Source organism: Limosilactobacillus fermentum (assembly GCF_013394085.1).
Classification (GTDB): Bacteria; Bacillota; Bacilli; order Lactobacillales; family Lactobacillaceae; genus Limosilactobacillus; species Limosilactobacillus fermentum.
This window is the reverse complement of record NZ_CP040910.1, coordinates 1,104,512-1,122,839: the sequence shown is the minus strand read 5'-3', so window position 1 is coordinate 1,122,839 and position 18,328 is coordinate 1,104,512. Positions and strand designations below refer to the sequence as shown.

At 47.7% G+C, this 18,328-nt stretch carries 16 protein-coding genes and 3 pseudogenes; 14 read left to right on the top strand and 5 right to left on the bottom strand.

Annotation, left to right across the window (positions count from 1 at the left end; all coding sequences use genetic code 11):
• Positions 1 to 160: 160 nt before the first annotated feature.
• From FG166_RS05610 to FG166_RS05595, 4 genes are all read right to left on the bottom strand, one after another.
• The gene (locus FG166_RS05610; protein ID WP_003683557.1) at positions 161 to 859 is read right to left on the bottom strand and encodes an FAD-dependent oxidoreductase; all 699 of its coding nucleotides are present in this window, start codon (positions 857 to 859) and stop codon (positions 161 to 163) included.
• A 61-nt stretch (positions 860 to 920) separates the two neighbouring features.
• Entirely contained in the window at positions 921 to 2,636 is a 1,716-nt protein-coding gene (locus FG166_RS05605) for an ABC1 kinase family protein (protein WP_003683559.1), read from the bottom strand.
• Between the two features lie 274 nt (positions 2,637 to 2,910).
• Positions 2,911 to 3,468 (bottom strand): GNAT family N-acetyltransferase, encoded by a 558-nt coding sequence (locus FG166_RS05600; protein WP_003683563.1) that lies wholly within the window; start codon positions 3,466 to 3,468, stop codon positions 2,911 to 2,913.
• Between the two features lie 74 nt (positions 3,469 to 3,542).
• Entirely contained in the window at positions 3,543 to 3,935 is a 393-nt protein-coding gene (locus tag FG166_RS05595) for a VOC family protein (RefSeq protein ID WP_035431115.1), read from the bottom strand.
• Positions 3,936 to 4,058: 123 nt separating this feature from the next.
• On the opposite strand from FG166_RS05595, the gene FG166_RS05590 reads away from it, so the two are divergent.
• The 11 genes and pseudogenes from FG166_RS05590 (at position 4,059) to arsC (ending at position 12,341) form a co-directional block, all read left to right on the top strand.
• Positions 4,059 to 4,424 (top strand): fluoride efflux transporter FluC, encoded by a 366-nt coding sequence (locus FG166_RS05590; protein ID WP_003683567.1) that lies wholly within the window; start codon positions 4,059 to 4,061, stop codon positions 4,422 to 4,424.
• Positions 4,421 to 4,753 carry a fluoride efflux transporter CrcB gene (gene crcB, locus FG166_RS05585; RefSeq protein WP_003683569.1) on the top strand — a complete coding sequence of 111 codons (333 nt, stop codon included), beginning with the start codon at positions 4,421 to 4,423 and terminating at the stop codon, positions 4,751 to 4,753. Before FG166_RS05590 ends, crcB begins: the two co-directional genes overlap by 4 nt.
• 359 nt (positions 4,754 to 5,112) lie before the next feature.
• Positions 5,113 to 6,021, top strand: a pseudogene (locus FG166_RS05580) (IS30 family transposase); the annotation flags it as partial.
• A gap of 375 nt (positions 6,022 to 6,396) precedes the next feature.
• Positions 6,397 to 6,753 (top strand): helix-turn-helix domain-containing protein, encoded by a 357-nt coding sequence (locus tag FG166_RS09715; protein WP_021353571.1) that lies wholly within the window; start codon positions 6,397 to 6,399, stop codon positions 6,751 to 6,753.
• Positions 6,741 to 7,625 carry an IS3 family transposase gene (locus FG166_RS05570; protein ID WP_107760586.1) on the top strand — a complete coding sequence of 295 codons (885 nt, stop codon included), beginning with the start codon at positions 6,741 to 6,743 and terminating at the stop codon, positions 7,623 to 7,625. Before FG166_RS09715 ends, FG166_RS05570 begins: the two co-directional genes overlap by 13 nt.
• Before the next feature lie 50 nt (positions 7,626 to 7,675).
• Positions 7,676 to 7,957: pseudogene (locus FG166_RS09765) on the top strand (transposase); the annotation flags it as partial.
• Between the two features lie 130 nt (positions 7,958 to 8,087).
• On the top strand, positions 8,088 to 8,411 hold the full coding sequence (locus FG166_RS05565) for an ArsR/SmtB family transcription factor (RefSeq protein ID WP_004563100.1): 324 nt from the start codon (positions 8,088 to 8,090) through the stop codon (positions 8,409 to 8,411).
• A 51-nt stretch (positions 8,412 to 8,462) separates the two neighbouring features.
• On the top strand, positions 8,463 to 10,193 hold the full coding sequence (gene arsA / locus FG166_RS05560) for an arsenical pump-driving ATPase (protein WP_035431023.1): 1,731 nt from the start codon (positions 8,463 to 8,465) through the stop codon (positions 10,191 to 10,193).
• 42 nt (positions 10,194 to 10,235) lie between these two features.
• Positions 10,236 to 11,531, top strand: a complete 1,296-nt coding sequence (locus FG166_RS05555) for an arsenic transporter (RefSeq protein WP_003682896.1) — start codon at positions 10,236 to 10,238, stop codon at positions 11,529 to 11,531.
• 44 nt (positions 11,532 to 11,575) lie between these two features.
• Positions 11,576 to 11,902, top strand: a pseudogene (gene arsD / locus FG166_RS05550) (arsenite efflux transporter metallochaperone ArsD).
• 22 nt (positions 11,903 to 11,924) lie between these two features.
• Positions 11,925 to 12,341, top strand: coding sequence for an arsenate reductase (thioredoxin) (arsC, locus tag FG166_RS05545; protein WP_035430993.1), 417 nt, complete (start codon positions 11,925 to 11,927; stop codon positions 12,339 to 12,341).
• 216 nt (positions 12,342 to 12,557) lie between these two features.
• Here the strand turns inward: arsC and FG166_RS05540 are convergent, their stop codons facing one another.
• Positions 12,558 to 13,118, bottom strand: coding sequence for a sigma-70 family RNA polymerase sigma factor (locus FG166_RS05540; protein WP_003682901.1), 561 nt, complete (start codon positions 13,116 to 13,118; stop codon positions 12,558 to 12,560).
• A gap of 203 nt (positions 13,119 to 13,321) precedes the next feature.
• On the opposite strand from FG166_RS05540, the gene FG166_RS05535 reads away from it, so the two are divergent.
• The 3 genes from FG166_RS05535 (at position 13,322) to alsS (ending at position 18,026) form a co-directional block, all read left to right on the top strand.
• Positions 13,322 to 14,053 carry a hypothetical protein gene (locus FG166_RS05535; protein ID WP_240839883.1) on the top strand — a complete coding sequence of 244 codons (732 nt, stop codon included), beginning with the start codon at positions 13,322 to 13,324 and terminating at the stop codon, positions 14,051 to 14,053.
• An 85-nt stretch (positions 14,054 to 14,138) separates the two neighbouring features.
• Positions 14,139 to 15,863: a DUF2075 domain-containing protein gene (locus FG166_RS05530; RefSeq protein WP_035431026.1), complete on the top strand. Its 1,725-nt coding sequence runs from the start codon at positions 14,139 to 14,141 to the stop codon at positions 15,861 to 15,863.
• Positions 15,864 to 16,343: 480 nt separating this feature from the next.
• Entirely contained in the window at positions 16,344 to 18,026 is a 1,683-nt protein-coding gene (alsS, locus tag FG166_RS05525) for an acetolactate synthase AlsS (RefSeq protein WP_003682909.1), read from the top strand.
• Positions 18,027 to 18,328: the final 302 nt, after the last annotated feature.

Here is an 18,328-nt window from a genome sequence, read left to right as displayed (position 1 = left end):
AAGTGCGATTCAGCCATAGGGCAGGCCGTGGGCTAAGGATAGAAACTAAAATGAGGCAATCGTTTTTACAGCTCAGATAACACAAAAACCGGCTAATTCGCAAAGAAACGCGGATTAGCCGGTTTTACTTATTGAGAGGGTGGTTGGTCACCACTTGCTGCTAGTACCCGTACAGCTTGTCGACTTCAACGAGGTCTTCATCGACCCCAGCGTTAACAAGGAGGTCATGGTTAGATTCGACGATCGCTGGTGAACCGGACAGGTAGTAACGAACCTCGTTGCCCTTTTGTTCTGCCAGTTCCGTCAGGTGGGCAACGGCGTCCTTACCGTGGTCTAAGAGGGTCAGGGTCAGATTTGGCATGTCGGCGGCCCACTTTTCAAAGTCCTCTTGGTAGAGGTGGAAGCCATCCGCGACGTAGACCACTTCTACCGGGCGGTCTGACTTAGTGTCGTGGAGTTCCTTGACCAGGGCGCGGATAGGGGTGATCCCCACCCCGCTGGCAAAGAGGACGAGGGGCTTGTCTTCGTCCTTTAAGGTAAACTTGCCCAGTGGGCCGAGGATTTGGATTTCTTCGCCCGGCACCAGGGTTTGCACGTTGGCCTTAAACGAAGAAGGTTCGCCGTGCTGGCGGGTCCGGGTACCTAAGAGGATGTGACCGTCCGCCGGTAGGCTCGCAAAGGACAGGGCGCGGACCTTCTTTTGGTCGGTCACTTCCTTGGTGGGTAGGCCTAAGCGCATGTACTGGCCGGCCTCCCAGGTGAAACCAGCCGGGATTTCGAGTAGGATTTCGAGGTAGTCGTCCGTCAGGGGACGCACGCTGATCACTTTACTTGCGTAACTAGGTAATTCTTCTGCCATGATAATTCCTCCTTTTTGATCATTATAGACCAATTTGAAAAGCGGACGCCACCATTTTGCCCTAGCGGTGGAACCGCCGCCAGGTGTTGGCAATCACTAAGCCGAGCAAGATGATGATCGCCAGCAGGTAACCACTGACCCCCAGTTTGTAGATCAGGGGGTGGGTGGTGCCGCCGACCACCAGGATCGACGAGGCGAGGATGATGGCGGCTAAGACGATCACGGTCAAGAGGCGGTTAAGCAGCGCTTCGAGCTTAGCCAGCACCCGGTCTTGCCCCTGGTAGTGCAGGTTTAGGCGTTGTTCGCCGTTAGTGAGTTGCTCCAAGAAGGTCGCCATCCGGATCGGGATACTGGTGGTGGCCCCGGCTGCCCGCAAGAGTTTGAGCGCCTGCCCCTCGGTAAAGTGCTTGGGGTTAAAGTGCTCCTTAAAGTACTGCTTGGCAAAGGGACGGGCAATGTCCATTAAAGAAATCGACGGGTCGAGCTTGGCGACCGTGCCCTCCAGGGTCCCAAAGGCCCGCAGCAGCATCGTCACTTCCGGCTTAACCTGGAGGTGGTTTCTGCGGCAGAGGCTGGTGACCTCAAAGATCATCTGGGAGAAGTTGTAATCCTTAAGGCCGGTGTTGAGGTAGGGGCGTAAGAAGCTGGCCAACTGGTGGTTAAAGGACTGCTCGTCGACCGGGCCGGTTTGGTTGCAAATCCGTAAAATCGCCTGGCTGATTTGGTAGCTATCCTTAGTGGTAATGGCCAAGATCACCTGGGCGATTCCCTGGGCTAGGCTAGCCGGCAGGGTCCCCATCATCCCGAAGTCCAGGTACACCAGCCGGTAAGGCGGTAGGGGCGTTTGATTGTTAATCGTCAGGGTCAAATCGCCAAACTGCTTTTGAAACTGGGTAGTGGTTTGGGTGCTGCCCGCGGGCACCGGCAGGAAAAAGAGGTTGCCGGGGTGGGGGTCGGCGTGAAAGAAGCGGTCGTAAAAGACCTCTTGGATGAAGTTTTCGACGAGTGACCGGGCAACGCCCTTACGAACGTCGGTTAAGGAAAGGCCGTCGGGAAGGGCTAGGGTCGGCGGGTCGGCCAAGAGCCCCTTGATCGAGTCGCCCGGCATGTATTGGGTAACCAACACCCGGCTGGATGATTGGTCGACAAAGGCTTTGGGCGCCAAGAAAATTCCCCGGCCGTTATTGAGTTCGTAAAAGCGTTGGGTGGCCTGGGCTTCGATGGTGAAGTCAATCTCCGAGCGCAGGGACTGGCCCAGTTGTTCGACTACCTGGGGCAGGTCAACCACGCTGCCCTCGGGAACGTACTTAAGCAAGCGGACCGCCCGGGTGAAGAGGGCGAGGTCGACTTCGACCAGCTGGCGAACGGCGGGGTGTTGGACCTTGACCACCACTTCGGTCCCGTCGTGGAGGTGGGCCCGGTGGCACTGACCGATCGAAGCCGAGGCGAAGGGATGTTTTTCAAAGTCGGCAAACAGCTCTGCTAAAGTTTGGCCGGTCGATTCCTCGATGGTGGTCTTAACGGTGTCGAAATCGTCTTCTTGGACCTGATCTTGCAGGGTTTCTAGGGCGGAAATGTAAGACGGTGAAACCAGGTCGGGCCGCGTGGAGAGGAGTTGACCGAGCTTGATGAAGGTGGGGCCCAACTCCTCCAGGGCGGCCACGATCACTTCCGGGTTGGTTTGGTGGTAGAAGTTGGCCAGGAAATGGTTCTTGCTGATGACGTTGACGATTTGGCGCAGGCGCTTGGTCGCCGAAACTTCCAGTTTTGCCATCATGGTGCCCCCTTTCAACTAGTTATTATCTATATTATAGAATGTTTTGGGGGAAATGAAAAACGGCTCCCCGTCCAGCGGGGGGCCGTTTGTTCAAATTTAGTGTAAACCGACGTACTGACTTAGCTCACGGCCTGCCAGTTGGCTGGGTCGCACTTCTTAATAACGTGCTCCCAACCACAGGCCTAGTGGCTAAGTACGGGCAAAGAACGGTGCCAGGGCACCAACCTTCGCCCTAGCTTAGCCCTACGACCTGTCGAGGAGGTTGGTCGCACTTCTACTTCAAGTTCAACTCGTAAACGTTACGCAGGTCGTCCGGCGTCGGGCCCGTGTAGACCTTGCCGCGCTTAACGAAGCCGAAGTTTTGGACCAGGTTGTGGACCCGGTCGTTCTTGTCGTGGGTGGCGATCCGGAAGTTGCGGATCCCTTGTGCGTAAGCCACGGAAATCATCGTCGACATGATGTAGTTGGCGAAGTGACGGCCGCGGTAAGCCGAGTCAATGGCGATCCGGTGAATGGTCGCAAACGGGTGACCAGGCATCGCCCATTCCCCGTCAACGATGTAGTTATAGTGGGTGTCGCCCTGTGGCATCAGGGTAACGGTGCCGGCAATCCGGTCGCCTGCAATCATAAGGTAGCAGTTTCCAAACTCAATATCTTGTTGGAAGGTTAACCGGGTTGGGTAACCGTTTTGCCATTGTTCGCTACCATCAGCCTTCAAAAGAGCGCGGGCGTCTTCAACGATCTCCCAGATCCGGTCTAAATCCTCCAGCGTTGCCTTGCGCATGTAAGTGGCTTCGGTTGCCTTGGCAGTTTGTTTCATGGTTACAACCATTCGTAACACCTCATTTCTCAAAAATCAACGAGATCCATTATAGCGATCTTAAAAGCGCTTGAATAGACCCCAAATTATTTATTTTCATAGACGGCGATCTCGATCAAGTTTTGGTCGGGGTCGCGTAGGTAAACGGACGTCATCGGTCCTTCGGCGCCGTTTTTGGCGACGGGACCCGCCACTAGGTCAATAAAGTAGGACCGCAGGTGGTGGACAATGGCGTCCATGTCGTCACCGGCAACGAGACACAGGTCGGCGGCACCGGGAACAAGCTTAGTGGCGACCAGGTCACTGTCCCGGTCAACCTTCTCCAGGCGAATCAGCTGGTGGCCGCACCGTAAGGTCACCACGTCATCCGTGGATTGCTGGTCGAGCACCGGCATGTCAAACACCTCATGATAGAAACGGCGGGCGACGTTTAAGTCAGCCACCGGTAATACCACATGGTCAATTCTGCGCATCTTCATTGAACCAATTTCCTCTTTTCCAATTTTTCCATTCATAATTATACTTGTCCCCCTAAGCCATTGACAATCAACTTGTTCTTACTTATTATTAGAATTTGATTAGACCAATGGAGGTTAGAATAGATGAAAAACGGGAGCGCCGTGCTAATCGGCGGATTTAGCGGCGGCATTTTGCGGGCGGCACTAGGCCTGGTTGTGGTAACCCCCATCGCCACCTTGTTAGTAAACCTAGTCGGGGCCTTTTTGTTAAGCTTTTGGACGTACTGGGGTATTGAACGGGGCGCCTTTCCCAGCTGGGTCAATCTAGGCGTCGGGACCGGCTTGATCGGCGCCTTTACCACCTTTTCGACTATGAGTACGGTAACGGTGGGGCTATTATCAACTAATGTTGTCCTGGGCCTGGCCTACCTATTGGTGACGGCGGTGGCGGGCCTGGTAATGGCTGGCCTGGGCTTTTGGCTCGCTAAGAAAGTGGGGAAGGCACAATGATCATGATCGGTGTGGGCGCCGGGCTGGGCGCCTGGCTTCGTTGGCAGCTAACGCAACTATGGAAGAAGACAAGAATCGACTGGCCACTGGCTACACTGGTGATCAACCTAGTAGGTTCCTTCGCCCTCGGGCTTTTGAGCCAGTACTTACCGGCCGAAAGTGGCAAGTTTTGGACCACCGGCTTGTTGGGGGGCTTTACCACCTTTTCGACTTTTAACGTCGAATTGATTAGCCTCTTTGACGAAGGGAGAAAGGGCGCTGCGCTGTTATACATCACCAGTTCCTACCTGGGCGGCTTGCTCTTGACTTGGCTGGGAATGCAACTGTAAAAATCACAAGGTTGAAGACAACGCTGGGACTTGATCACTTTTCTTCACGAACCAGTCGGCCTCGAGAAAGGAGATAACTATTGACCGGGGAAGGGATTTCGATTTTCTTCACGAGCGACTTGTGAATTAACAAAGACCATTGGTATAACAACAATTGAGACGAAAAACGGCTTGTGTATTTGCTTTGGACAAAATTGCACAAGCCGTCTTTTTTTGAAAAGTTTTGCGGTTTTTTTGATAATTTTTGTGCTGGCGAATTGTAGAATGAGGTTAGCCAGTCATTGGCAAAATAAAAAACGTCATTGTGACGTATCGTGTATCATTTTAAGTGACCAAACCAAAATGAGGAGATACGTACAATGACGCACTTAAATGATATCACGACAGACACTAATGTTTCTACTAGATCTAAAGGTTCTCACCTGACGATCGATGATCGTGTTAAGATCTCTGTGCTTAAAGAGCTTGAATACTCTAACCGAATGATTGCCCAGTATATAGGTGTTGCTCACGGGACCATTGATCGTGAGATTAAGCGAGGAATGGTCACCAAAATGTCCAAACAGTCGAATAACGGTAAGGTTTACTGCTACTACAAGGAGTACTATGACCCTTATACGGCTCAAGAACGTTATGAAAAAAGCAGGTCTAACTGTGGCAGAACACCAATTTATCAATCATCTCCTGAAATCATTAATTTGCTTGATGATCTTATGTTGGGCGAATTTGACTTTAAGGATCATGACAAGTTTGAATCATTAGATTCGCAAAAATGCTCACCTTACGCTGCGCTCAAGATTGCAGAATCGCTTGTTAATGACGACGTAAAGCTTCCCGCATCGGAAAGGTCCATTTACAACTGGATTGATAAGGGACTCCTAAGAACGAAGATTATTGACCTTCTAGAGAAAACTCGGCGTACTAAGGCCAAACATGGTCGAACTCCAAAGCGTGAACAGCCAGGTAAGAACATTTCCCAACGACCAAAAGAGGTGGAAACTCGCACCACTTTCGGTCATTGGGAAATGGATACCGTTCAAGGTAAAAAGTCAGCTGAAGATCCAGTAATTCTCGTTCTCGCAGAGAGACTTACCAGGTATAACCTTGCTTTTAAGATCACATCAAAAACGCCTAATGCGGTTTCTGGAGTTATTACCAAGCTCAAAGAGCTTACAGTTGACTACTTTGACGAGATCTTTAAAACAATCACTCCAGACAAGGCTATAATCCCCTTAAAGGTAACAAGTATGAAACCCAAGACTTATTATCGCTAGGGGGATTTTTATTTGCCAAGCTATTCGACACTAGATCGGCTATATTTTCTAAGTTGTTATCAGGATTCGGATCTTTCGATCAAGGTTTTCGCTGATTACAACGGGATCCACGATGGTTCATTACGTCGTTGGATTAAAGGATTCCTTCAGGAAGGAGTACTGGGGGTTAGGCGGAGCGCGACCAACCGCCGGTATTCAATTGACCTAAAAGTGGCAGCGGTTGTCGACTATCAAGATAACGGCTTATCACGCCAGGAAGTGCTTCATAAGTACAATATTCGCAGTAATTCTCAACTAACCGACTGGGTTATTCGGTACAATAGTGGCAAACTACTAGCACCGAAAGGCGCAGGAAAGCGGGTTAGGAAAATGGGACGGAAAGTCAGTTACGACGAAAAGATTAAGATTGTCCAGTGGGCACTTGATCATGACAGTGATTACCAAGTAACAGCTAAGGAGTTCGACGTTTCGTATAACCGAGTGTATGACTGGGTTCGAAAATATCAGGCCACCGGTAACTGGGAAGTCTTAAAGGACCGGCGAGGTAAAAAGCCGCGTCCCAAAGGTGACGCTTTAACGCGCGAAGAACAGTTAGAAGAAGAGAACCGACAACTCAAGGCAAAAGTTCGGCGCTTAGAAGTGGAGCGAGCTTTCGCAAAAAAATTGAGAGAAATACGCAATCGGGAGGTGGACGATCCGCAAAATACGAAGCGATTCAGGAACTAGTTAAGGAAGGTTACACAGTGACCGAGTTGGCGGCGGTAGCAAACACGTCGCGTAAGTCATATTACATTTGGCTCAAGAAAAGGCAGATCAAGACCCAGCAAGAAATCGAGAATGCGAAGATTTTGGCGGCGATTCGTCAAATCGAGAAACGCCATTTGAACTGTGCGGGTTACCGGAAGGTCACGGCCATTCTTAATAGCGATACCAGCAAGATTAAAGAGTACACTTTTAGCTTCGACTTCCCGATTAACATTAAACGGGTCCGGCGGATTATGCGTGAGCACGGGATCAAAGCTGACATTCGCCAACCGCGTCGTAACCGGGTTAAAGAACAACAACAGTACCTTGAAGACAATGTATTACATCGCCAATTTGCCCCTGACCAGCCTAATAAGGTCTGGGTGACTGATACTACGGAACTTACTTACGGTCGTGGAAACAAGGTACGACTGCACGCAATCATAGATTTGTATGGGAACTATGCGCTTAGTTACTTCATATCTCCAACCGAAACCGCCAAGGACGTAATTAAAGCTTTTGAATTGGCTAAACAGAAGACCAGTAGGTTGGCTCCGTTAATTCATACAGATCGTGGATCTGCCTACACTTCAAGGGAATTCAGTAATTACCTTATCCAAAACCAATGCGTCCACAGTATGTCAGCGCCGGGGACCCCGGCTGATAATGCGGTAATTGAGCGCTGGTGGTGTGACTTCAAACATCTGTGGCTGGCACACCAGCCAGCGCCTCAAACGTATGACCAACTCTTAAAGTTAGTGGCAGAAGGCGTTAAGTACTTCAACACCGTTGAAATATCCGGTAAAAGAAAGAATCTCACCGCTGTAGATTACTACAGAAGTGAGATTGCATAACTTAATAATTTTAGATTTCTAAAGTGTTACCTTGACAGGGGGCAGTGCCCAATGGTAGTGAGTTCTTTGAGGTCGCTAATGAAGTTGACCAAGTAGACTATGCTGATGCTTACTCGCCATGGCAACGAGGGACCAACGAGAACAACAATCGGCTCCTTCGTAGAAGTATCACTAAAGGTACCAGTTTACAATTGTTCAGTGAATTTGACGTTGAACAAGCAAACCTGAGGCTCAACTCCTACCCAAGAAAGATTCTTGGTGGTAAGTCTTCTCTAGACAGATTTGAAGAGGAAATACTTAAGATAGTTGGCCCTGAAACATTAGCAGTATAAACCTCGGCCACTCCCGTGGCCGGGTGGCTCACTTAATCTTGCAATTTAGGGTTTTAACAAAGTTGACAAGCCATTGGAGTAGCTCTTATACTATACATAGATGATCGTCTATGTAATGGAAGGAGAAAAAATGGATTATCAAAATTACGTTCAAATGCTAAAAGCAATGGCTGACCCGAACCGCCTAAAAATCATTGATCTGCTTTCATGTGGATCACTTTGTGCTTGTGATATCCTCCAGCATTTTGATCTTTCTCAACCCACTTTGTCTCATCATATGAAGGTTTTGCAAAATGCAGGTATTGTGTTTGCGGTAAAGGATGGGAAATGGCAACACTATTCCCTACAAAAAAGGTTTGTCCAAGAGTTTAAACAGAATACCGACCAACTGTTAGCCGCTGATGAGCACTGCCTTTGCCAACGGTCTGATTGTGAAAAAGATGTTGCCAATTAAGTTTTTTTAAGCAATACATAGACGCGTGTCTATGTAAGGAGCTGAAAAATGATGGAAAAGTATTCGCCACAAGAGATTAATTTAACCAAGTACCTATTTTTTACCGGCAAGGGTGGGGTTGGCAAAACCACGGTTGCCAGTGCCACTGCAATTAGCTTAGTTGATGCTGGTCACCGAGTTATGATCGTTTCCACTGATCCAGCTAGTAACTTGCAGGACGTTTTTAAAGTTAGTTTAACCAATCAGCCAAAGCCGATTCCAAACATTTCCGGTTTGTTTGCTGCCAACTTTGATCCGGTCATTGCTGCGAACGAGTATCGCGAGCAGGTTATTCAACCTTATCGAGGCGTGTTGCCCAAAGAAGCCATTCAGAATATGGCTGAACAATTATCAGGCTCGTGTACGGTTGAAATTGCTGCATTTAATGAATTTGCCAACTTTCTAACTAGTTCTAAGATTAATCAGCAATTTGACTATATTATTTTTGATACCGCGCCGACCGGCCATACCTTAAGAATGCTGCAATTGCCTTCTGCTTGGAGTAATTACCTGGATAAGAATGATCGTGGTGCATCCTGTCTCGGCCAACTAGCTGGCTTAAATGATAAGAAAGCTATGTATCAAAAAGCGGTTGAAACTTTAGGCAATCCTCAAGCGACGACTTTGTTTTTAGTTACCCGACCACAAAAAGGCGCCCTTCTGGAGGCACAACGCGCTTCACATGAGTTGGCAGCCTTAAACATTAAGAACCAGCAACTAATCATTAACGGTATCTTAAATCAGCCAACCGACGCAGTTTCTCAGACTATTTTTAAACAACAGCAAGCTGATTTGCAGAATATGCCAGTCACTTTAGACCAGCTACCCAAGTTAGCAATCCCATTGCGAGCATACAACGTATTGGGATTAGCTAATTTACGACTACTATTGAAAGACCAGCAGCCGCAAATCACTGAGGAACCGGTTACTGCTAGTCACTTTCCTGATCTGGATGTTGTCGTGAAGAATTTAGTGCAGTCAAATAAAAAAATTATCTTCACCATGGGCAAAGGTGGCGTTGGTAAAACAACCGTTGCCGTTCAAATTGCCCAAAAGATAGCTGCTCAACACAAAACCGTGCACTTGGCTACCACTGACCCAGCTGATCATTTGAAATACTTCAAAATCACAAGCCCGCTGATCAAGGTGAGCCATATTGATGAGGAAAAGTCTTTAAAAGAATATCAAAACGAAGTTCTCACTACTGCTAAAAAGACCATGAAGTCTAATGATGTTGATTATGTCGCTGAAGATTTGCGTTCACCATGTACTCAAGAAATTGCTGTCTTCCGAGCTTTTGCTGAGTTAGTCGCCCAAAATGATAGTGACGTCGTTGTGGTTGATACGGCTCCGACTGGTCATACACTCTTACTGTTAAACTCGACCCAAAGCTATGCTCAAGAAGTTGCCCATACCTCCGGCAGCGTCCCACAAGCAGTCGTTAATCTGTTACCAAGACTACAAGATCCTAAGCAAACTGAAATTGTTATGGTAACGCTACCAGAAGCCACGCCGGTTTATGAATCAATGCGGTTAGATGACGATTTGAAGCGAGCCAGTCTAGCTCATACTTGGTGGGTGGTCAACCAAAGTATGTTGGCAACTCAAACCACTGATCCATGTTTGCTGGCTCGAGTGCAAAGCGAAGTTAAATGGATTGATCAGGTAAAAGAGCTTTCGAATAATCATTTTGCTGTTATGCAATGGCAACCAAATTACGAAAAAACGCTTTTAACGGTTTAATTAATTAAAGGAAAAAAATAATTAATCAGTTTAGGAGGTATCATGCAAGTCTTTTTTGCCGTTGGAATTTTCTTACTCACATTATTATTCGTTATCTGGCAACCTAGAGGATTATCAATTGGATGGACAGCCGTTGGTGGTGCAATTTTAGCATTATTGTTTGGCGTGGTGAGTTTTAAAGATGTTGGAAAAGTTACCGGAATTGTCTGGAATGCCACCTTATCTTTCGTGGCTATTATTCTGATTTCACTCATTTTAGATCAAATCGGATTTTTTGAATGGGCCGCCTTACACATGGCTCGCTGGGCAAACGGTCACGGTATTCGCATGTTTATTTTGGTGACCACCTTAGGCGCCGTCGTTGCTGCCCTTTTTGCTAATGATGGGGCTGCTCTGATTCTTACCCCCATTGTTTTAGCAATGGTTCGTGCCTTACACTTTGATGAAAAGCAAGTTTTCCCTTTTATTATTGCCAGTGGCTTTATTGCCGATACCACTTCTTTACCAATGATTGTTAGTAACTTGGTAAATATTGTCTCTGCAGACTTTTTTGGAATTTCCTTTTCAGCGTATGCGTTAAGAATGTGGATTCCTGATCTATTTTCGCTGTTAGGTAGTATTGGTATCCTGTATCTTTACTTTCGAAAAGCATTGCCACGAAAATTTGATGCCACTCAGGTTGCGGAACCCAGTTCTGCACTAAAAGATCAGCGACTTTTCAAGTTTTCATGGGTCGTCTTAATCCTCCTATTGATTGGTTACTTTAGTAGCGGTTTCTTAGGAATCCCCGTCTCCTTTATCGCACTGAGTATTGCGGCTATTTTTCTGATAGTTGGTCAAAGAAGTTCCCATGTTAATGCGATGGCAGCGATTAAAGGAGCTCCTTGGAACATTGTCTTTTTCTCAATCGGTATGTATGTCGTAGTCTACGGCCTTCAGAACGTTGGTCTAACAACATTATTATCAGGTGTCATTACCGAAATCGCAAAAGGTGGTCGGTTTGCTGCCACAATGGGCATGGGCTACTTAGCAGCACTTTTATCGTCATTAATGAATAACATGCCGACCGTCATGATTAATGCACTATCAATCAAAGGCGCTGACGTTTCAGGGCTCATCCATCATACGTTAGTGTACGCAAACATAATCGGATCAGATTTGGGACCTAAGATTACCCCAATTGGCTCTTTGGCTACATTAGTCTGGCTACATGTGTTAGCTCAAAAGGGAGTTAAAATTAAATGGGGGACTTATTTTAAAATTGGAATTGTAACCACGATCCCAGTGTTGTTTATTACCCTATGTGGCCTCTGGTTATCATTATCGATTTTTGGTTAGAAAATATAAATCACAATTACTTTGGAGATGAATAGAATGAAAAAATAGAGCTTTTTGAACCAGCAATGTGTTGTTCAACCGGTGTTTGTGGTCCCAGCGTTGATAAGGAATTGATTCAAACAACGGCCATTCAGCGGTATGTCAGTGTGAATGCACAAGGGTAGGCCATGTTCATTCGTCGTAATTTAGCCCAGAATCCCGATGCCTTTGTTCGAAATCCGATTGTTGCCCAAGAACTAAAACGTCAGGGTATAAATGCTTTACCAATTACGTTAGTGGATGGTCAGTTGGTAAAAACCGGTGAATACCCAACCATTAACGAGTTTAGCAGTTACTTAGACATGGATTTAGTAGCTGCTTTGGTTCACTAATAGTTTAGATGGAGGATTAATGATGACACAAATTTATTTTCTATGTACTGGAAATGCTTGTCGAAGTCAAATGGCTGAAGGATTCGCTAAAAAAATTTTAGGCAATGATTGGCGCGTTGCCAGTGCGGGAGTCGAGGTGCATGGCTTGAATCCATTGGCTGTTAAAGTTATGGCTGAAAAAGGAATAGATATTTCCCAGCAAACATCAAAGTTAATTGATCCCGATTATTTGCTTCACAGTGACCTAGTTGTCACCTTATGTGGAGACGCTCGTGATCGCTGTCCAGTCACCCCACCAACGGTCAAGAAAAAGCATTGGCTACTTCCAGACCCGGCTTTAGCAGCTAGATCCGAACAGGATAGAATAGTAGTTTTTCGGAAGGTCAGAGATCAAATTGAGCAGCAGATTATTGACTTAGCAAAAGTCGGTAACCTCTGAGGAATCAGTAGGTCCGTAACCAATACGAATTTTAAAATAGCGGTAGAAAACCGTATATTCAGATAACAAACATTCTGAGTATTCGGCTTCCTACCGCTACTTTTCGTATGGATGTTCCATTAACCCCTACTTCTATTGATAGTCACATTATAGCAAATTTTCCCCAAAAAAGTTGTGTAACGACAAAATGTGTCTACAAGGCGCGCTATGATAAACTTACGGGTCCTTGGTAAAGAGCTGGCGGGCGATGGCAAAGACGCGGCGCCGGAGTTCGTAAACCGAGGGGCGGGAAATGTGTAGTTGCTTGGCGATTTCGGCGTTGGAAAATTGCTGGAGAAATAAGGATAGGTATTCTTGTTGCCGCAGGGAGAGGGCCCGCATCAGGCTGGCCCACTGCTGGCGGTTCTCGATGTTGGTCAGGTAGCCAGCCGCCCAGGGGTCTTGCATGGCTGCCAAGTGATAGGCGGTGGCCGGCGAGGTGTCGGTCGAGACCTGGCGCTCATCTTCTTGGTGCCAACTCTTCTTTAAGAGGTCCAAAATCCGCCAATAAATCAACTTATAAGCAAAGGCATAGAAGCGGTCGCGTTCGGCGTCGACACTGCCTTTGAAGGCGACGTAGGCCCGAGCGTAAGCGATACAGCCCTCCTGGTAAAAATCATCGTAATGGCGGTGAAACTTGCTGACGTGGAGCTTGGCTAAGGCCATTTTGACTAAGCGCTCCTGATCGTGGCGACAAAGGTCGATCAACCCTTCACGCATCGTTCGTTCGGTAATCATGGTATCAAGTCCTTCGTGATTATTTCTCCGGCCGGGATAGGTTAAAGATACCAAAATACCGCCATATAGGGAATTCTCCTAATTTATGAATCATTAGCGAATTTTTATTGACAGGCCTGAAAAATTTAAATATGGTTATATTCGGCGGGGCTGTGAAAGCGGTTCCACAAGGAAAAATTATTTTGAGGAGGATTTTGGGAAAAATGGCACCACTAGTTGATTTTCACGATGCAACGACATTGCTAGGTGATTTTACCATGGTCAAGAGCTACACGATTGATTGGAAAAAGACGGTAGTCGTCTACCGGGGTGGTCACCATCAAACGGTGGTGGTGACTAACGAAGGCGACGCCCTGCTGGTTGATAGTCCGCTACCGACCTTGCTCCAGCACTTCTGCCAAGATCACTGCCTGTCGTGGGCCTGGCACGAACCGGTCAAGCGGATCTTTTATGACCGCTTCACCCATAAGGAACGGCTGTCGGAAGCCTACATCATGGGCTTAAACAAGCTGATCCCTTACAAGGACAAGAACGCGCCGGACGCTGGCTACTTCATGGCCCACCTGCTTTGTGACTACCAAGAACTCGCCAGAGAACAGGTCATGTTGATCTTTGAGGGTGGGGTACGGGTGAAGATTCGCGCTAGTGCCAGCGCCGTGCGTCGCCAGCTCGACCGGGCCAATAAGTTAGCCCAGATTCATTTGGACGTCTTGGACTTTATGAACCGGGAGGCCGGCCTCTACGTCAACGAGCGCTTGAAGAACTACGAACGGATCCGGGTGTCATCTGAAACCGCCCGGACCTTCACCAAGTACGCGATGCTGGAAAGCTTTAAGGTCAGCCACCAGGCAGCCTTTGACCAACAGCCGACCGCCCATGACATCGCCGAAGTGGAACGAAAAATGTTCAAGAAGTCGGGGGCGTTGAAGAAATGAGCAACTGATAAGCAGTGATTATTCGGTATAATGAATAACAGGAAATAACTGTGAACGAAGTATGAAGGATAATGGGAGTAAAGAAATGAAGCTAGACCCGATGATTAAAGAGTACCCTTATAATAACCAAGGCCTAAAGGAGTTGGAAGAGGGCGAGTCTAGAGAAGAAAGCAAGATTATTTCAAGGTACCCAACTGTCTATGTTGTAAACGATAAGAAAAAGAAGAAAATTTATTCAGTTTACGTTGGTGAGACCAATAATATTGCTAAAAGGACTGCTCAACATCTTCATGACGATCCCAAAAGTCGGGAAGATTGGCGGGAGCTATCGGAATCAAAAACGGCCAAGATGTATGTGATCGGCCACCAGCACTTCAATAAGTCGATGACACTCGATATTGAAAATCAGTTGATGCTGTACCTAAGCAGTGTTGAGAACGTAAAGGCGCTCTATAATCGGCGTTCAAATGACCAAGATGAATACTATCCGGTAAACGAAGTCCAAGATATCTTTACTCAAATATGGACGCAACTGCATCAGAAAAATAGTGAATTATTCCCAGCGATGGATGTGCTTAAAGACTTAGCCATCTTTAAGGCTTCACCCTTTCACAAACTGACGCATGAACAGTTAGAAGCCAAAAACCTAATCATGGAACGGGTTAATTCTTCTTTGGATAATGACGAGGAGGGCCAACTCATTATGGTTACGGGTGAGGCCGGGGCTGGTAAGACCGTATTGTTGAGTAACTTATTTTACGATTTGGTGGGTTACAAAAAATACGGCCATCCGCTAAACGTTCACATCATGGTTAATCACGATGAACAGGTTAAGGTTTATAGGGAAATTTCCAAGAAATTGGGGATCGATGTAAATCTGGTGGGTAAGCCAACCAGTTTTATAAATAAGGGTGAAAAGGCCGACGTCATCTTAGTTGATGAGGCCCACTTACTATGGACCCAAGGTAAGCAGTCATATCAGGGGACTAATCAACTAGAAGACCTCCGTAAATTGGGCAAAGTGGTTGTGATCATCTTTGACCAACACCAAGTCTTACGTTCCCAACAGATTGTTGAAGCTGCACAACTTCAAAAGATGGTTGGTGAAGCCTTAAAGTCGGATAACTTGATTGAACTAAAGAATCAATTACGAATTGACGCAAATGAATCAACAATTCAATGGGTTCGCAACCTAGTTGATCACCAAAAAGTTGGGAAACTTCAATCAGATAGCAAGTACGAGATAAAGGTCTTTGATTCGCCAAAGGATTTAGAGAATGCCATTCAAATCAAGAACCGTTCTGACTTGGATAGCCACTACGCAAATGGTATTTCCAGACTAATTGCGACCTTTGATTGGACTTTTTCAACCGGGAGTAAACCTGCGGATGGGAGTCCAACATGGGACGTTAAAATTGGTGACTGGCGAATGCCATGGAACAATCAACTGAAGACAAAGCAAAAGCGAAGCGTTAGTTACCGAAATTTATCCTGGGCCGAGCGAAGTGAAACCATTAATGAAGTTGGCTCAACGTATACAATTCAAGGGTTTGATCTAAATTATGCGGGGGTGATTATCGGTCCCTCCGTTAAATACCGTGATGGTATGATCGTGTTTGATCCTAAAGCGCACGCAAATAAGGATGCAAACCAAAAACGAACCCTGCAAAGTGGTGAGAAGCGTTCCTTTGCCGAAAAACTGATCCGAAATGAATTGAATGTTCTACTAACCCGGGGAGTTCACGGCTTATATATTTATGCGGTCGACCCTGAACTTCGTGAAGCCCTAAAGAAGGCAATGCCACATTAGGGACGTTTTCTGTTCATCGCGGATGATGTTTAAAGAAAAGATTGAATAATTCTTTGCCGGCCTCGGCTAAGGTACAGTACCCTGCTCCTCAGCCTCTATTCTTTTAATCCCTTCCTTCACCACATAATAACGTCCGAACGGAACGTAAGGTGGAATGGTGATGTAATACCGGACCTCAAAAGTTTGTAAAAATTTTGGTGTGTTCGTTTAATCACAACACAAAGTATTTCTTAACTTTTAGGTGCGCCCAGTCGCCCCTGACTACTAGAATTTAGGTTTAATTTCAAAGGGATTTGCACTTTGTTAAGAAGAAAGATAAGTGTTTAAATGAACAAAGTCAAACAGAGGGGTGAAAACTGTTCAATAAATCACGATGATTAGCGCGACTTTAGCTGGTATTGCCGAATTATTGGTGCTAGGATCTGATAAGAGAGACGCCAAAGTGAGCAAATTCGAAATTCAGGCAAAGGGAGAATTGAAATGACAGAAGAAAAGAAACGCTACGGGGCTGACGCGATTGTCGACAGCCTTGCTAATCACGACGTTAAGTACGTCTTTGGGGTGCCGGGGGCTAAGATCGACCGGCTCTTTGAACGGTTGGACCACCCGGTGAACCCGAAGGCGCCTAAGCTAATCGTAACCCATCACGAACAAAACGCTTCGTTTATTGCCGGTGGGATTGGTCGCTTGACCGGCAAGCCGGGGGTGGTCTTGACCACTTCTGGCCCTGGGGTATCCAACTTGGCCACCGGGCTGGTAACCGCCACGGCCGAAGGGGACCCGGTCTTGGCCATTTCAGGGCAAGTTCCGCGCCGCGACTTAAAGCGCCTAACCCACCAAAGCATGGATAACGCCGCCCTCTTGGCACCGGTAACCAAGTACAGCGCCGAAGTCCAAGACCCGAATAACCTTTCCGAAGTCTTGTCCAACGCCTACCAAGAAGCTGTCGCACCAAAGCAGGGGGCGGCCTTTGTTTCGGTACCGCAAGACGTCACCGACGGGGAAGTCACTTCCGCCCCGTTAGCTCCGCGCGAAGACGTCAAGTTGGGGCCAGCCAACTTGAGTGACGTGGAATGGTTAGCCAAGCAGGTTAAAGACGCCAAGTTACCGGTACTCTTAGTCGGAATGCGGGCTTCTGATGAAGAAACCACCGCCGCTATCCGCCAGCTGGTGGCCGAAACCCACCTGCCGGTCGTGGAAACCTTCCAAGGGGCCGGGATCATTTCCCGCGAACTGGAAAGCGACTTCTTCGGCCGGGTCGGCCTGTTCCGTAACCAACCGGGGGACCGGGTCTTAAAGGAAAGCGACCTCGTGATCGCCGTGGGCTACGACCCGATCGAATACGAACCACGCAACTGGGATCCGACCGCAAGCGCTAGGGTCGTCGTGATCGATACCAAGCAAGCCCAACTAGACAACAACTTCCAACCAGAACGTGAACTGATCGGCGACATCGCTTCAACCTTGACCCTCTTGTCACCACAGTTGACTGGTTACAGCGTGCCGAAGAACTCCCGGGCCTTCTTGGACCAGGTTCAAATTGAGGTCACGACCCGCGACGAGCCGAAGCCAGTTAAGGAAGGCCAAGTCCTCAACCACCCGCTCAACATCGTCGCGGCGATGCAAGAACGGATTGACGATGACATGACCGTGACCGCCGATATTGGTTCCTTCTACATCTGGTTAGCCCGTCACTTCCGTAGCTACCAACCACGCCACCTGCTCTTCACCAACGGGATGCAAACCCTAGGGGTGGGCTTACCATGGGGGATTGCGGCCGCCCTGGTTCGGCCAAATTCCAAGGTCGTTTCCGTATCTGGGGACGGGGGCTTCCTCTTCTCCGCACAAGAACTGGAAACGGCGGTCCGCTTGAACTTAAACATCGTGCACCTGGTTTGGAATGACGGGAACTACGACATGGTTAAGTTCCAAGAAGAACTCAAGTATGGCCACGACGCCGGGGTCAAGTTCGGCCCGGTGGACTTTGCCAAGTACGCCGAGAGCTTCGGCGCCACGGGACTGCGGGTCGAAAAGGCCGCTGACCTGGGCAAGGTTCTCGACAAGGCCTTTGCCACCCAAGGGCCTGTTGTGGTCGACATCCCGGTTGACTACTCCGACAACCCAGAATTGGGTAAGCAGTTGATTCAGGATAACATTAACTAGTGGAAGTGCGGAACAGCCTCCTTTCGCTAGCAAAGAAATAGCTGAAGACCAACGTTTGAATAACGCGGTCTCAGCTATTTTTTATGGACATATTTCAGCTCTGAATGGTTTCTTTACTGTTAGACAGATAACGTGCTCCCAACCACAGGCCTAATGTCTAAGTACGGGCAATGAACGATGCGTGCCGCATCAACCCTTGCCCTAGCTTAGCCATACGGCCTGTCGAGGAGGTTGGTCGCACTCACTTCTTGTTACTTTTAGAATTACTCTAGGCGAATATCAGTGTGGTAGGGGAGTTGCTG